The organism is Pseudomonas sp. B611, assembly GCF_055407965.1.
Genome location: NZ_JBUZST010000002.1, coordinates 309,435 through 323,762, shown reverse-complemented (window position 1 = coordinate 323,762; position 14,328 = coordinate 309,435). Strand labels below are relative to the sequence as shown.

General features: G+C 61.1%; 15 protein-coding genes and 1 pseudogene. 12 read left to right on the top strand and 4 right to left on the bottom strand.

Annotation, left to right across the window (positions count from 1 at the left end):
* Positions 1–14: 14 nt before the first annotated feature.
* On the bottom strand, positions 15–689 hold the full coding sequence (radC, locus tag ACZRMO_RS06480) for a RadC family protein (RefSeq protein ID WP_207040342.1): 675 nt from the start codon (positions 687–689) through the stop codon (positions 15–17).
* Positions 690–834: 145 nt separating this feature from the next.
* Between radC and coaBC the strand changes: the two genes are divergently transcribed.
* The 4 genes and pseudogenes from coaBC (at position 835) to argB (ending at position 5,091) form a co-directional block, all read left to right on the top strand.
* A complete protein-coding gene (coaBC, locus tag ACZRMO_RS06475; protein WP_463972294.1) occupies positions 835–2,043 on the top strand; it encodes a bifunctional phosphopantothenoylcysteine decarboxylase/phosphopantothenate--cysteine ligase CoaBC in 1,209 nt (402 codons plus the stop codon).
* Between the two features lie 5 nt (positions 2,044–2,048).
* On the top strand, positions 2,049–2,504 hold the full coding sequence (gene dut / locus ACZRMO_RS06470) for a dUTP diphosphatase (protein WP_463972293.1): 456 nt from the start codon (positions 2,049–2,051) through the stop codon (positions 2,502–2,504).
* A 240-nt stretch (positions 2,505–2,744) separates the two neighbouring features.
* Positions 2,745–4,163 (top strand): annotated as a pseudogene (locus ACZRMO_RS06465) (phosphomannomutase/phosphoglucomutase); the annotation flags it as partial.
* Between the two features lie 22 nt (positions 4,164–4,185).
* The gene (argB, locus tag ACZRMO_RS06460; protein WP_017735763.1) at positions 4,186–5,091 is read left to right on the top strand and encodes an acetylglutamate kinase; all 906 of its coding nucleotides are present in this window, start codon (positions 4,186–4,188) and stop codon (positions 5,089–5,091) included.
* 203 nt (positions 5,092–5,294) lie between these two features.
* Here the strand turns inward: argB and pyrE are convergent, their stop codons facing one another.
* Positions 5,295–5,939, bottom strand: a complete 645-nt coding sequence (gene pyrE / locus ACZRMO_RS06455; RefSeq protein ID WP_057723313.1) for an orotate phosphoribosyltransferase — start codon at positions 5,937–5,939, stop codon at positions 5,295–5,297.
* A gap of 82 nt (positions 5,940–6,021) precedes the next feature.
* Between pyrE and ACZRMO_RS06450 the strand changes: the two genes are divergently transcribed.
* Entirely contained in the window at positions 6,022–6,801 is a 780-nt protein-coding gene (locus tag ACZRMO_RS06450; protein WP_003195493.1) for an exodeoxyribonuclease III, read from the top strand.
* Positions 6,802–6,859: 58 nt separating this feature from the next.
* Here ACZRMO_RS06450 and ACZRMO_RS06445 read toward each other — a convergent pair whose 3' ends face one another.
* A complete protein-coding gene (locus ACZRMO_RS06445; RefSeq protein ID WP_463972292.1) occupies positions 6,860–7,228 on the bottom strand; it encodes a DUF4870 domain-containing protein in 369 nt (122 codons plus the stop codon).
* Between the two features lie 23 nt (positions 7,229–7,251).
* A complete protein-coding gene (gene rph, locus ACZRMO_RS06440; protein ID WP_017735760.1) occupies positions 7,252–7,974 on the bottom strand; it encodes a ribonuclease PH in 723 nt (240 codons plus the stop codon).
* Positions 7,975–8,150: 176 nt separating this feature from the next.
* Between rph and ACZRMO_RS06435 the strand changes: the two genes are divergently transcribed.
* The 7 genes from ACZRMO_RS06435 (at position 8,151) to ACZRMO_RS06405 (ending at position 14,258) form a co-directional block, all read left to right on the top strand.
* Positions 8,151–9,014: a YicC/YloC family endoribonuclease gene (locus ACZRMO_RS06435; protein WP_017735759.1), complete on the top strand. Its 864-nt coding sequence runs from the start codon at positions 8,151–8,153 to the stop codon at positions 9,012–9,014.
* A gap of 10 nt (positions 9,015–9,024) precedes the next feature.
* Positions 9,025–9,645 (top strand): guanylate kinase, encoded by a 621-nt coding sequence (gene gmk, locus ACZRMO_RS06430; RefSeq protein WP_124526918.1) that lies wholly within the window; start codon positions 9,025–9,027, stop codon positions 9,643–9,645.
* Between the two features lie 167 nt (positions 9,646–9,812).
* On the top strand, positions 9,813–10,076 hold the full coding sequence (rpoZ, locus tag ACZRMO_RS06425; protein ID WP_017735757.1) for a DNA-directed RNA polymerase subunit omega: 264 nt from the start codon (positions 9,813–9,815) through the stop codon (positions 10,074–10,076).
* Positions 10,077–10,136: 60 nt separating this feature from the next.
* A complete protein-coding gene (spoT, locus tag ACZRMO_RS06420) occupies positions 10,137–12,242 on the top strand; it encodes a bifunctional GTP diphosphokinase/guanosine-3',5'-bis pyrophosphate 3'-pyrophosphohydrolase (protein ID WP_017735756.1) in 2,106 nt (701 codons plus the stop codon).
* 39 nt (positions 12,243–12,281) lie between these two features.
* Positions 12,282–12,662 (top strand): RidA family protein, encoded by a 381-nt coding sequence (locus ACZRMO_RS06415; RefSeq protein ID WP_003176922.1) that lies wholly within the window; start codon positions 12,282–12,284, stop codon positions 12,660–12,662.
* Between the two features lie 56 nt (positions 12,663–12,718).
* The gene (locus ACZRMO_RS06410) at positions 12,719–13,462 is read left to right on the top strand and encodes a hypothetical protein (protein ID WP_463972291.1); all 744 of its coding nucleotides are present in this window, start codon (positions 12,719–12,721) and stop codon (positions 13,460–13,462) included.
* A gap of 73 nt (positions 13,463–13,535) precedes the next feature.
* The gene (locus ACZRMO_RS06405) at positions 13,536–14,258 is read left to right on the top strand and encodes a hypothetical protein (RefSeq protein WP_463972290.1); all 723 of its coding nucleotides are present in this window, start codon (positions 13,536–13,538) and stop codon (positions 14,256–14,258) included.
* Positions 14,259–14,328: the final 70 nt, after the last annotated feature.

Sequence of the window (14,328 nt, the reverse complement as noted above, 5' to 3'; positions counted from 1 at the left end):
CTCCTGGGGCGGGGTTACATCCAGCCGTATTCCGCCATCGACAATGGATCGCCATCCCCGACGATGATGTGATCCAGCACCCGCACATCCACCACTTCCAAGGCCTTTTGCAGCAACTTGGTCAATTTTCGATCAGCAGCACTGGGCTCAAGGCTGCCTGAAGGGTGGTTGTGACACAGGATCAACGCCGCGGCGTTGTAGGCCAGGGCCCGCTTGACCACCTGCCGAGGGTAGACCACGGCGGTATCGATAGTGCCTTGGGATAACGCCTCGAACCCCAGCACCCGATGTTTCGAATCGAGAAACAGGCAGCCGAAGACCTCATGGGGCTCATGCCGCAATAACGCCTTGAGGTAATCACGTACGGCGACCGGGCTTTCCAGCACCGATTCACTGCGCAAGCGCTCTGCCATATGCCGTCGAGCCATCTCCAGCACCGCCTGCAACTGCGCAAACTTCGCCGGCCCCAAGCCCAGATGCTGACTGAACAATGCCTGGCCGGCCTCCAACAGCGGGCGCAAGCCGCCAAACTGCGCCAACAGATGCCGCGCCAAGTCCACCGCACTTCTGCCGGAAACCCCGGTGCGCAGGAAGATCGCCAACAGCTCGGCGTCAGACAGGCTTGCCGCGCCCCATTCCAACAGTTTCTCCCGTGGCCGTTCCGCCACAGGCCAGTCCCGAATACTCATCCCACCTCCCTCTCCGCATGTGCGCCGCTGTTGCCTGGCGGGCGCTGTGTTATCGTAAGCCCTCTTTTTTGCATGTGATTTCCCCTGGGGAGGGGGCATCACAGGCGTCACTGAACTGGCATCACTGAACTGGAAAGGCAAACCAATGCAGCGTCTGTATCGGAAACGCATCGTTCTCGGCGTCGGCGGCGGCATTGCCGCCTACAAGAGCGCAGAACTGGTTCGCAGGCTCCTGGACCAGGGCGCCGAAGTGCGCGTGGTCATGACACGCGGCGGCAGTGAGTTCATCACCCCGCTGACCATGCAAGCGCTATCCGGCCACCCGGTTCACCTCGACCTGCTGGACCCTGCAGCCGAAGCCGCCATGGGCCATATCGAGCTGGCCAAATGGGCCGACCTGGTGCTGATCGCCCCGGCTACCGCTGACCTGATCGCCCGCCTGGCCCAAGGCATCGCCGATGACCTGCTGACCACCCTGGTACTGGCCACCGACGCTACCGTGGCCATCGCCCCAGCCATGAACCAGGCCATGTGGCGCGACCCGGCCACCCAGGCCAACACCCAACTCCTGCAAAGCCGCGGCCTCAAGGTGTTCGGCCCAGCGTCCGGCAGCCAGGCCTGTGGCGACGTCGGCATGGGCCGCATGCTTGAAGCCACCGACCTGGCGTTGTGTGCCGCGGAGTGCTTCCAGCACCTGGCCCTGACCGGCAAGCACGTGCTGATCACCGCCGGCCCAACCCAGGAAAACATCGACCCGGTGCGCTACATCACCAACCATAGCTCAGGAAAAATGGGCTTTGCCTTGGCAGAAGCGGCGGTCGAGGCAGGCGCACGTGTCACCCTGATCACCGGCCCGGTGCACCTGCCCACCCCTGATCGGGTCACGCGAATCGACGTGGTCAGCGCCCGGGACATGCTTGCGGCCTGCGAGGCAGCCATTCCCTGCGACCTGTTTATCGCCTCGGCAGCGGTTGCGGACTACCGTCCGGAAGTCGTCGCCCCGCAAAAGCTCAAGAAAGACCCTACGAGCGGCGACGGCCTGCTCCTGCAAATGGTGCGCAACCCGGACATCCTGGCCACCATCGCCACGCGTCCCGACCGCCCGTTCAGTGTCGGCTTCGCCGCCGAGACCGAGCACCTGCTGGACTACGCCGCACGCAAATTGAAAGACAAAAACCTCGATCTGATCGTCGCCAACGATGTCGCCAACCCGAGCATCGGCTTCAACAGCGAGGAAAACGCTTGCAGCGTGATCGACCGCGAACTGCACGCGACCCTTTTCTCCCAGACCAGCAAGGGCAAGATTGCCCGCCAACTGATCTCTTTTATCGCCCAACGGCTGAACCAGGTTTAATTTCCATGCACGCTTTGCAAACCAAGATCCTCGACCCCCGCATCGGTACCGATTTCCCGCTGCCAGCCTACGCCACCCCAGGCTCCGCCGGCCTGGACCTTCGCGCCATGCTCAAGGAAGACACCGTCCTCGAGCCGGACCAGACCATTCTTATTCCGACTGGCCTGTCGATCTACGTCGGCGACCCTGGCCTGGCGGCACTGATCCTGCCGCGCTCAGGCCTGGGCCACAAACACGGCATCGTGCTGGGCAACCTGGTCGGCCTGATCGACTCGGACTACCAGGGCGAGCTGATGGTGTCGTGCTGGAACCGTGGCAAGACCGCCTTCAACATCGTCGTTGGCGAGCGCATCGCCCAGCTGGTACTGGTGCCAGTGGTGCAGGCGCACTTCGAACTGGTCGAGGAATTTGCTGAAACACAACGCGGCGCAGGCGGCTTTGGCCATTCCGGCAGCCACTGACTAAGCTGAATCAGGCCGGGCACCCCAGCCCGGCCCGACGCCACCGCATGGCTTTTCAGGATGAAGAATGCGCGGTTCCAATCAGCGATATTTCCCCAGCAAAATCAATGCATTACGCAGAGAAAAGCACGGAGCCACTGCGCCGATGGCACTTTTGCACCACGAACTCTGCACCAAAAAAGCCGTCATACCCTTCAGTTTGAGCCTGCCGGTCAGCCGCTTTACGGCCAGCCTTGCCCCCTTCAGATGGAGTTTCCCCCCGCGATGAGTACCGCACGAGTAGCCCCGACATTCCCCGACAGCATCTTTCGCGCCTATGACATCCGTGGCGTAGTGCCCAAGACCCTGACCGCCGAAACCGCCTACTGGATCGGCCGCGCCATCGGCGCCCAGAGCCTGGCCCAGGATGAGCCGAACGTCTCGGTGGGCCGTGACGGCCGCCTGTCCGGCCCTGAGCTGGTCGAGCAATTGATCCAGGGCCTGGCCGACAGCGGCTGCCATGTCAGCGACGTCGGCCTGGTGCCAACGCCTGCGCTGTACTACGCCGCCAACGTACTGGCCGGCAAGTCCGGGGTGATGCTCACCGGCAGCCACAACCCATCGGACTACAACGGCTTCAAGATCGTCATCGCCGGCGATACCCTCGCCAACGAGCAGATCCAGGCCCTGCACACCCGCCTGAAGACCAATGACCTGACCAGCGGCAAGGGCAGCATCACCAAGGTCGACATCCTGCAGCGCTACTCGGATGAAATCACCCGCGACGTCAAACTCGCACGCCGCCTCAAAGTGGTGGTGGACTGTGGCAACGGCGCGGCCGGCGTGATCGCCCCGCAACTGCTCGAAGCCCTGAACTGCGAAGTGATCCCGCTGTTCTGCGACGTTGACGGCAACTTCCCCAACCACCACCCAGACCCGGGCAAGCCAGAGAACCTGGTGGACCTGATCGCCAAGGTCAAGGAAACCGGCGCCGACGTCGGCCTGGCCTTTGACGGCGACGGCGACCGTGTCGGCGTGGTGACCGAAACCGGCGAAATCGTCTTCCCCGATCGCCTGCTGATGCTGTTCGCCCGTGACGTCGTGGCACGTAACCCAAACGCCGAGATCATCTTCGACGTGAAGTGCACCCGCCGCCTCACCCCGCTGATCAAGGAATATGGCGGCCGCCCGCTAATGTGGAAGACCGGCCACTCGTTGATCAAAAAGAAAATGAAGGAAACCGGCGCCCTGCTGGCCGGCGAAATGAGCGGCCACGTGTTCTTCAAGGAGCGCTGGTTCGGCTTTGACGACGGTATTTACAGCGCCGCTCGTCTGCTGGAGATCCTCAGCAAAGAGAAATCGACTGCCGAAGAGCTGTTTCAGACCTTCCCGAATGATATTTCTACGCCAGAGATCAATATCCATGTGACCGAGGAGAGCAAATTCAGCATCATTGACGCACTGCACGATGCGCAATGGGGCGAAGGCGCCAACCTGACCACCATTGATGGTGTGCGAGTCGATTACGCCCAAGGCTGGGGCCTGGTTCGCGCGTCCAACACCACACCGGTGCTGGTCCTGCGTTTCGAGGCGGATACCGAGGCCGAGTTGCAGCGCATCAAGGACGTGTTCCACGCCCAGTTGAAACGTGTTGCCCCTGATCTCCAATTACCGTTCTGATTTTTTTGCACCGGAGCCCTGAATGACCCTCGAACGCGAAGCCGCTGCCAACACCGCCAAGGTCCTTTCCGAAGCGTTGCCTTACATTCGACGCTATGTCGGCAAGACGCTGGTGATCAAGTACGGCGGCAATGCCATGGAAAGCGAAGAGCTGAAAACCGGCTTTGCCCGCGACATCGTGTTGATGAAAGCCGTGGGGATCAACCCGGTAGTGGTCCACGGTGGCGGCCCGCAAATCGGCGACTTGCTCAAGCGTTTGTCGATCGAGAGTCACTTCATCGATGGCATGCGCGTGACCGACGCGCAGACCATGGACGTGGTGGAGATGGTCCTCGGCGGCCAGGTGAACAAGGACATCGTCAACCTGATCAACCGCCACGGTGGCAGCGCCATCGGCCTGACCGGCAAGGACGCGGAGCTGATCCGCGCGAAAAAACTGACGGTCACTCGTCAGACGCCGGAAATGACCCAGCCGGAAATCATCGACATCGGCCAGGTGGGCGAAGTGATCGGTATCAACACCGATCTGCTGAACCTGCTGGTCAAGGGTGACTTCATCCCGGTGATTGCGCCTATCGGCGTGGGCGCCAACGGCGAGTCCTACAACATCAACGCCGACCTGGTAGCAGGCAAGGTGGCGGAAGCGCTGAAGGCTGAAAAGCTGATGCTGCTGACCAACATCGCTGGCCTGATGGACAAGGAAGGCAAGGTATTGACCGGCTTGACCACGCAACAAGTGGACGAGCTGATCGCCGATGGCACCATCTACGGCGGCATGCTGCCGAAGATCCGCTGCGCACTGGAAGCGGTGCAAGGCGGTGTGGGCAGCTCGCTGATCCTCGATGGGCGGGTACCGAATGCAATCCTGCTGGAAATCTTCACCGATACCGGTGTGGGCACGCTGATCAGTAACCGCAAGCGTCCGTAAGCGCTGCAAACAAAAAGGCCCCGCTCAACTTGATTGAGCGGGGCCTTTTTTATGTGCACCGAACCTGCAGACCAGTGGAGATCCCCTTGTGGGAGCGGGCTTGCTCGCGAAAGCGGAGTGTCAGTCAGCGGATATGTTTCTGAAACACCGTATTCGCGAGCAAGCCCGCTCCCACACAAGCCCACCCCACAGGGCTTACTGGGTCAAACGCCAAACTGCTCGCGGTACGCCTTGACCGCCGGCAAATGCTGCTTGAGCTGCGGATCATCTTCCAGGAACTGCAACACCTGGTTCAACGACACGATGCTCACCACCGGAATGCCGAAATCGCGTTCCACTTCCTGAATCGCCGACAACTCACCGTTGCCGCGCTCCTGGCGATTCAGCGCAATCAGCACGCCAGCCGCCTTGGCGCCGTCCTGGGAAGCGATGATCTGCATCACCTCACGGATAGCGGTACCAGCAGTGATCACGTCGTCGATGATCAGCACATCGCCGGTGAGCGGCGCGCCCACCAGGCTGCCGCCTTCGCCATGGGCCTTGGCTTCCTTGCGGTTGAAGCACCACGGCAGATCCTGCCCATGATGTTCCGCCAACGCCACGGCAGTTGCGGCGGCCAGGGGGATGCCCTTGTAGGCCGGGCCGAACAGTACGTCGAAGGAAATACCGCTTTCAACGATGGCCGCCGCGTAGAAACGACCCAGCTGAGCCAGGGCCGAACCCGAGTTGAACAAGCCTGCATTGAAGAAGTACGGGCTGGTGCGCCCGGACTTGAGAGTGAACTCACCGAAGCGCAAAACGCCGCGATCGATGGCAAAACGAATGAAATCGCGTTGATACGCCTGCATGAAAAAAGCCTCAGATACCACGGATTTAGCTAATTAGTTAGACGGCGTGTATCATACACGCACGCGATTTTTGGGGCCATTTATGCGGATCATCAGTGTGAACGTTAATGGTATTCAGGCTGCAGTCGAGCGTGGTTTGCTCAGTTGGCTGCAAGCCCAGAATGCCGACGTCATCTGCCTGCAGGATACCCGCGCCTCCGCCTTTGAACTGGACGACCCAGCCTTCCAACTGGATGGCTACTTCCTTTATGCCTGCGATGCCGAAGTGCCCACCCAAGGTGGCGTGGCTTTGTATTCGCGGTTGCAACCCAAGGCGGTCATCAGCGGCCTCGGCTTCGAGACAGCCGACCGCTACGGGCGCTACCTGCAAGCCGATTTCGATAAGGTCAGCATCGCGACCTTGCTGCTTCCTTCGGGGCAGAACGGCGATGAAGACTTGAACCAGAAGTTCAAGCTAATGGACGACTTCGCCCGTTACCTGGATAAACAGCGACGCAAACGTCGCGAGTACATTTATTGTGGCTCGCTGTACGTGGCGCAACAGAAGCTGGATATCAAGAACTGGCGCGACAGCCAGCAATCCCCGGGTTTCCTGGCGCCGGAACGGGCCTGGATGGACGAGATTGTCGGCAACATGGGGTATGTCGATGCCCTGCGCGAAGTCAGCCGCGAAGGCGACCAGTACAGCTGGTGGCCAGACAACGAACAGGCTGAGATGCTCAACCTGGGCTGGCGTTTCGACTACCAGCTGCTGACCCCAGGTCTGCGCCGGTTCGTGCGCAGCGCACGCTTGCCACGCCAGCCGCGCTTCTCGCAGCACGCGCCGCTGATCGTGGACTACGACTGGACACTGACCATCTGAGGTCTTTTTCCAGGTACAAAAAAACCGACATCGCTGTCGGTTTTTTTGTGGGCGCTCATTATTTGATCAGTCGCCAGGTCAAGGGGTAGCGATAGGCAACCCCCTTGTTGGCCTTTATCGCACCGATGATCGTCAGCGCTATGCCAGCGATGGCCAACGCCGTCATCAGGAAGAACCCAATGACCGCGAAGGCCAGCACGATGCACACGATCCAGGCAATGGCCACGGTGATCTGGAAGTTCAGCGCCTCCTTGCCCTGATCATCAATGAACGGGTCCAATTCTTTCTTCATCTGCCACAGGATCAGCGGCCCGACGACGCTGCCGAAGGGGAACACAAACCCCAGAAACGCCGCGAGATGGCACAACATTGCCCCCTGGCGCACTTCGTAGGAAGGCGTAGGCACCGGCATTTGGCTGTCATTCATGGCGCTTCTCCTTGAGGCAGTTATCAGTCAGCCAGTGCGGCGTTCTGCAGTTCGAAGATTTCGGTCATGCCTTTCTGGGCCAGGGCCAGCATGGCGTTCAGCTCGGCCGGCTGGAATGGCGCGCCTTCGGCGGTGCCCTGCACTTCGATGAAACCACCGGTGCTGGTCATGACCACGTTGAGGTCGGTCTCGGCGGCCGAGTCTTCCAGGTAGTCCAGGTCCAGCACAGGCTCGCCCTGGTACATGCCCACCGATACGGCGGCGATCATTTGCTTGAGCGGGTCACCGCCCTTCAGGCCGCCACGCTTCTTGATCACTTTCAGCGCATCGACCAGGGCTACCATGGCGCCAGTGATGGATGCCGTGCGGGTGCCGCCATCCGCCTGGATCACGTCGCAATCGACGTACAGGGTCACGTCGCCCAGCTTGGACATGTCCAGGGCTGCGCGCAGGGAACGGCCGATCAGGCGCTGGATTTCCAGGGTGCGCCCGCCTTGCTTGCCGCGGCTGGCTTCACGCTGGTTACGCTCGCCGGTGGCGCGCGGCAGCATGCCGTACTCGGCGGTCAGCCAACCCTGGCCCTGGCCTTTAAGGAAACGCGGCACGCCGTTTTCGACGCTGACGGTGCAGATCACCTTGGTATCGCCAAACTCGACCAGTACAGATCCCTCGGCGTGTTTGGTGTAGTTGCGGGTGATGCGGATCGAGCGGAGCTGATCGGCAACGCGACCACTTGGACGTTTCATAGGGGATACCTGTACTGAGGACGAAAAACTGCCGAGCATTATAGAGCCGCAGGCGGATTCGGGGCACTTCTAAAAAATCAGTTACGAATGGTCGCGCTGTTGCCCATTGTTTGGGCGTGCTCGCCCCACTGCGCTACAATCCTGCGCCTTCTTAACCTGCAACGCGAGGTACCTCCATGGTGCACAGCATGACCGCCTTCGCCCGCGTCGAAAAAGCCGGCGCCCAAGGCACCCTGAGCTGGGAGCTGCGCTCGGTCAACAGCCGCTACCTGGAACCGCACCTGCGCCTGCCGGAATCGTTCCGCGACCTCGAAGGCGCCGTCCGTGAGGCACTGCGCCAAGGCATCTCCCGTGGCAAGCTGGAATGCACCCTGCGCTTTACCGAGGAAACCACCGGCAAAGCCTTGCAGATCGACCGCGACCGCGCTGCGCAACTGGTCGCCGCCGCCGAGACCATCGCCGGCCTGATCAAGCAACCCGCCGCACTGAACCCGCTGGAAGTGCTGGCCTGGCCCGGCGTGCTGGTGGCCGATGCCACCGACCCGCAAGCCCTCAACGCCGAAGCCCTCGCCCTGTTCACCCAGGGCTTGAAAGAGCTCAAGGCCGGCCGCGAGCGCGAAGGCGCCGAACTGGCCCGCCTGATCAACGAGCGCCTGACGTCGATCGAAGAAGACGTGGTGACCCTGCGCGAACTGGTGCCGCAGATGCTCGCGACCCAGCGCCAGAAGGTCCTCGACCGCTTCGCCGACATGAAGGCCGACCTCGACCCGACGCGCCTGGAGCAGGAGATGGTCTTGCTGGCGCAAAAGAGCGACGTCGCCGAAGAACTCGACCGTCTGAGCACCCACATCCTTGAAGTACGCCGCGTACTCAAGTCCGCCGGTGCCGCCGGTCGGCGCCTGGACTTCCTGATGCAGGAACTCAACCGCGAAGCCAATACACTGGGCTCCAAGGCGTTTGACCCGCGCAGCACCACGGCTGCGGTCAACCTCAAAGTGTTGATCGAGCAGATGCGCGAACAAGTACAGAATATTGAGTAAGGCAACTTCCATGACCCACAGCACCGGCACCCTTTACATCATTTCCGCCCCTTCGGGCGCGGGCAAGAGCAGTCTGGTCAAGGCCTTGACCGACGCTGACGAGCAGATCCGCATCTCGGTGTCCCACACCACCCGCGCCATGCGTCCGGGTGAGGTGAACGGCGTGCACTATCACTTCGTCGAGCGCACCGAGTTCGTCAAGATGATCGAACACGGCGACTTCCTGGAGCGCGCCGAAGTGTTCGGCAACCTCTATGGCACCTCGCAAAGCCACCTGCAGCAGACCCTGGACGAAGGCCACGACCTGATCCTGGAAATCGACTGGCAGGGCGCCGAGCAAGTGCGCAAGCTGATGCCCCAGGCGCGCTCGATCTTCATCCTGCCGCCGTCCCTCGAAGCCTTGCACCAGCGCCTGACCAACCGTGGCCAGGACAGCGACGAGATCATCGAAGGCCGCATGCGTGAAGCCGTCAGCGAAATGAGCCACTACGTCGACTACGACTACCTGATCATCAACGACGACTTTTCCCACGCGCTGGAGGATTTGAAGGCGATTTTCCGCACCAATCAGCTCCAGCAAAAGCGCCAACAGCAGCGTTTCGGCAAATTACTGGCTGAACTGCTCGGCTGATTGGCTCTTCCCAAAACCGCTGCAGGGGCTTTACATTGGCACTTGCAGCGGTTTTACCAAGGCCTGCGAAAAATCAGCGCTTCCCTAAACGCTGGTGATTTTTTAAACTGTTGAGTCCGCTCGCCCAACCGGGCAGCGCGCATCTTGCATCCGCTCCGAGGAATATCATGGCCCGCGTAACCGTTGAAGACTGCCTAGACCACGTGGCAAACCGCTTTGAACTGGTCATGCTCTCTACCAAGCGTGCCCGTCAACTGGCCACTGGCGGCAAAGAGCCCCTGGTTCAGTGGGAAAACGACAAGCCTACCGTTGTAGCCCTGCGTGAAATCGCTGAAGGCCTGATGAGCTACGAGTTCATCGCCAACGCTGAAATCGTTGAAGACGAACCGCTGTTTGCAGCGTTCGAGGACGAGTCCAACGAGGCCGTCTAAGCCTATGCCTGGTCGACGTAGCACGGCGCGGGGTCAACGCATGCGGCAGGAGTCATTCCTATGCCGAGCATAGACGCCCTCGCCGATCGCTTATCGACCTACCTCGGCCCAGACCAGGTCAACCTGGTCCGCCGAGCGTATTTCTACGCCGAACAAGCCCACGACGGCCAGCGCCGCCGCAGTGGCGAGGCGTATGTCACCCATCCCCTTGCGGTGGCAAATATTCTTGCCGACATGCACATGGACCATCAGAGCCTGATGGCCGCGATGCTGCATGACGTGATCGAAGACACCGGCATCGCCAAGGAAGCGCTCAGCGCGCAATTTGGCGAGACCGTGGCCGAACTGGTCGACGGGGTCAGCAAACTGACCCAGATGAACTTCGAGACCAAGGCCGAAGCCCAGGCGGAAAACTTCCAGAAGATGGCCATGGCCATGGCCCGCGATATCCGCGTGATCCTGGTCAAGCTGGCCGACCGGCTGCACAACATGCGCACGCTGGAAGTGCTGTCCGGCGAAAAACGCCGGCGCATCGCCAAGGAAACCCTGGAAATCTACGCGCCCATCGCCAACCGGCTGGGCATGCACGCCATTCGTATCGAATTCGAAGACCTCGGCTTCAAGGCCATGCACCCGATGCGCTCCGCGCGCATCTACCAGGCGGTCAAGCGCGCCCGGGGCAATCGCAAGGAAATCGTCAACAAGATCGAAGAGTCCCTGAGCCATTGCCTGGCGATCGACGAGATCGAGGGCGAAGTCAGTGGCCGGCAGAAACACATCTACGGCATCTACAAGAAGATGCGCGGCAAGCGCCGGGCCTTCAACGAGATCATGGACGTGTACGCGTTCCGGATCATCGTCGACAAGGTGGACACCTGCTACCGCGTGCTGGGCGCTGTACATAATTTGTACAAACCCCTGCCGGGCCGCTTCAAGGACTACATCGCGATTCCCAAGGCCAACGGCTACCAGTCGCTGCATACCACGCTGTTCGGTATGCATGGCGTACCGATCGAGATCCAGATCCGCACCCGCGAGATGGAAGAGATGGCCAACAACGGCATCGCGGCCCATTGGCTGTACAAGTCCAGCGGCGACGAGCAGCCAAAAGGCACCCACGCCCGCGCGCGCCAGTGGGTCAAAGGCGTGCTGGAAATGCAGCAACGGGCCGGCAACTCCCTGGAATTCATCGAAAGCGTGAAGATCGACCTGTTCCCGGACGAGGTCTACGTGTTCACGCCCAAAGGCCGGATCATGGAGCTGCCCAAAGGCTCCACGGCGGTCGACTTCGCCTACGCCGTGCACACCGACGTGGGCAACAGCTGCATTGCCTGTCGGATTAATCGCCGTCTCGCGCCGCTGTCCGAGCCGCTGCAAAGCGGCTCCACGGTGGAGATCGTCAGCGCACCGGGCGCGCGCCCGAACCCGGCGTGGCTGAACTTCGTGGTCACCGGCAAGGCGCGTACACATATCCGCCACGCCCTGAAACTGCAGCGCCGCTCCGAGTCCATTAGCCTGGGCGAACGCCTGCTGAACAAGGTGCTCAACGGTTTCGACAGCGCCCTCGACAAGATCCCGGCCGAACGCGTGCAAGCGATGCTCCACGAGTACCGCCAGGAAACCATCGAAGACCTGCTGGAAGATATCGGCCTGGGCAACCGCATGGCCTACGTGGTCGCCCGCCGCCTGCTTGGCGAAGGCGAGCAACTGCCAAGCCCCGAAGGCCCGCTGGCAATCCGCGGCACCGAGGGCCTGGTGCTCAGCTACGCCAAGTGCTGCACGCCGATCCCGGGCGACCCGATTGTCGGGCACCTGTCGGCGGGCAAAGGCATGGTGGTGCACCTGGACAACTGCCGCAACATCACCGAGATCCGCCACAACCCGGAAAAATGCATCCAGCTTTCATGGGCCAAGGATGTCACCGGCGAATTCAATGTCGAGCTGCGTGTCGAGCTGGAACACCAGCGCGGCCTGATCGCCCTGCTGGCCAGCAGCGTCAATGCGGCCGACGGCAATATCGAAAAAATCAGCATGGACGAGCGCGATGGACGCATCAGCGTGGTCCAGCTGGTGGTCAGCGTGCACGACCGCGTGCACCTGGCCCGCGTGATCAAGAAGCTGCGCGCCCTGACCGGTGTGATTCGTATCACCCGCATGCGTGCGTAGTCCTTCAAATAAGCCACTGTCTCTTACAAGGAGTCATAAATGACCAAGACTGTTATCACCAGCGACAAGGCCCCGGCCGCCATCGGCACCTACTCCCAGGCGATCAAGGCGGGCAACACCGTCTACATGTCCGGCCAGATCCCGCTGGACCCAAAGACCATGGAACTGGTTGAAGGCTTCGAAGCACAGACCGTGCAAGTCTTCGAAAACCTCAAGTCCGTTGCCGAAGCCGCTGGCGGTTCGTTCAAGGACATCGTCAAGCTGAACATCTTCCTCACCGACCTGAGCCACTTCGCCAAGGTCAACGAGATCATGGGCAAGTACTTCGAACAACCTTACCCAGCCCGCGCCGCCATCGGCGTAGCCGCTCTGCCAAAGGGCGCGCAGGTTGAGATGGACGCGATTCTGGTCATCGAGTAAAACACCCGGCGCAGCCCCCACCGGCTGCGCCGACTCTGTTTCAGAAGGATTTCGTAATGCGCAAAGCGCTTGTAGCCTCATCATTGCTCACCCTGCTGCTCGGCGGCTGCGCCAGCAACCCCGCCGACCTGGATGTGAGCGGCACCTGGATCAACCAGGTCGCCATCGATGCGGCAGCCAAGGGCGGCCCTTTGCGCGAAGCCCTGCAAAGCTTTGGCCCGAACCTCGAATGGCAGGTCAACACCAAGGCAGCGCAGGCGCGCTACTACAACGGTTTTGAAGTAGCGGAAGGCAAGTTGCTCGGCGAGCAATCGGGCGCCTGGAGTGTAGATTTCTACGGCAGCTCCGCCACCGAACTCAAGCGCAAAGGCAAACAACTGCTGCAAGCGGCCAACGACAATGAGCCTGAGCAGCTGTTCGCCCGCCCCGCAGAACCAGCCCCGGAAGGCGCGCCACTGGGCGCCAACTTCGAACGGGCGCTGTATGCGGCATACCTGGGTGGCGACTGGAAGATCACCGACGGCTTCGGCAACGGCGCCATCGTGCAGTTCCAGGCCAACGGCAAGGTCGTCGGCCTGCCCAACGCTGATCAGTACTCGCTGTGCCTGGCGGGTGATTGCGCCTCCATGAGCGGCGGCTATGACAGCATCTGGCTGCAACTGAACGGCCAGGGCAACCCGTGGATTTTTGTGCGCAAGGGCGGACAGCTGGAAATCTTCCAGGCGGTGAATACCGCACAGGCGGATGAAGTGCCTTCATTTACCCCGGGGCCTCGGCAGTGGCTGCTGGAAAGACAGTGATACAGAACAAGGGAGCCGAGAGGCTCCTTTTTCTTTAGTCTGCGCCCTGGTTAGCCCACCAGAGGATTGCCCCATGCGCGCATTACTTACCATCGGCCTTTTGCTGCTGGGTGGCTGTGTGCATACACCGCCAGAAACGGATATCGACGGGATATGGATCAACCAGCCGATCATTGACGCCACCTCGCTGGGCCAACCATTGAACATCCACGGCACACCCCTGGAATGGCACATCGACACTCGGATGGGCAAGGCACAAGTGCGTAACGGCTTTGAGATGGCTGAGGGCCAACTGCTGAGAAAAGCTGCTGACACGTGGACTGTGGACTACGGCGATGGTCATACCGACGAGCTGCGACTGGACGGCAAGCAGCTGACCCAAGAGGCCAGCCAGCACACATCGCAGCATGCGTTCAATCGCCCACCCGAAATGGTTAAAACAGGGGGCAACTGGGTCAACACCTTCGTGAACGCCCTCAATGCAGCCTATATGGCGGGAGAGTGGAGTATCGTCGAGGGCCCGGGGAAAGGCACGACGGCGATGTTCACCGCCGGGGGTCGTGTTTCAGGGCTTGGGAAAGCAGACAGGTACACACTGTGCCTGGACGGTGACTGCCGATCCCAGGGCTCTGGCAATGAGACCCTGGTCCTGAGCGGCGCTGGCGCTAGCGACACATGGATCTTCGTGCGCAAAGGTAAGCGGATGGGAATTTTCCAGGCGTTGAATACGGCACAGGCCGATGAAGTACCCCAGTTCACGCCCGGCCCGCGCCAATGGTTGCTGGAAAAACAATAGGCGGCCAAACACAGATCTAAATGTGGGAGCGGGCTTGCTCGCGAATGCGGAGTGCCAGTCACTGAAGATG

Excerpts from the sequence above, each read along its gene's own strand:
- radC (WP_207040342.1), bottom strand. The coding sequence starts at position 689 with ATGAGTATTCGGGACTGGCCTGTGGCGGAACGGCCACGGGAGAAACTG.
- coaBC (WP_463972294.1), top strand. The coding sequence starts at position 835 with ATGCAGCGTCTGTATCGGAAACGCATCGTTCTCGGCGTCGGCGGCGGC.
- dut (WP_463972293.1), top strand. The coding sequence starts at position 2,049 with ATGCACGCTTTGCAAACCAAGATCCTCGACCCCCGCATCGGTACCGAT.
- argB (WP_017735763.1), top strand. The coding sequence starts at position 4,186 with ATGACCCTCGAACGCGAAGCCGCTGCCAACACCGCCAAGGTCCTTTCC.
- pyrE (WP_057723313.1), bottom strand. The coding sequence starts at position 5,939 with ATGCAGGCGTATCAACGCGATTTCATTCGTTTTGCCATCGATCGCGGC.
- ACZRMO_RS06450 (WP_003195493.1), top strand. The coding sequence starts at position 6,022 with ATGCGGATCATCAGTGTGAACGTTAATGGTATTCAGGCTGCAGTCGAG.
- ACZRMO_RS06445 (WP_463972292.1), bottom strand. The coding sequence starts at position 7,228 with ATGAATGACAGCCAAATGCCGGTGCCTACGCCTTCCTACGAAGTGCGC.
- rph (WP_017735760.1), bottom strand. The coding sequence starts at position 7,974 with ATGAAACGTCCAAGTGGTCGCGTTGCCGATCAGCTCCGCTCGATCCGC.
- ACZRMO_RS06435 (WP_017735759.1), top strand. The coding sequence starts at position 8,151 with ATGGTGCACAGCATGACCGCCTTCGCCCGCGTCGAAAAAGCCGGCGCC.
- gmk (WP_124526918.1), top strand. The coding sequence starts at position 9,025 with ATGACCCACAGCACCGGCACCCTTTACATCATTTCCGCCCCTTCGGGC.
- rpoZ (WP_017735757.1), top strand. The coding sequence starts at position 9,813 with ATGGCCCGCGTAACCGTTGAAGACTGCCTAGACCACGTGGCAAACCGC.
- spoT (WP_017735756.1), top strand. The coding sequence starts at position 10,137 with ATGCCGAGCATAGACGCCCTCGCCGATCGCTTATCGACCTACCTCGGC.
- ACZRMO_RS06415 (WP_003176922.1), top strand. The coding sequence starts at position 12,282 with ATGACCAAGACTGTTATCACCAGCGACAAGGCCCCGGCCGCCATCGGC.
- ACZRMO_RS06410 (WP_463972291.1), top strand. The coding sequence starts at position 12,719 with ATGCGCAAAGCGCTTGTAGCCTCATCATTGCTCACCCTGCTGCTCGGC.
- ACZRMO_RS06405 (WP_463972290.1), top strand. The coding sequence starts at position 13,536 with ATGCGCGCATTACTTACCATCGGCCTTTTGCTGCTGGGTGGCTGTGTG.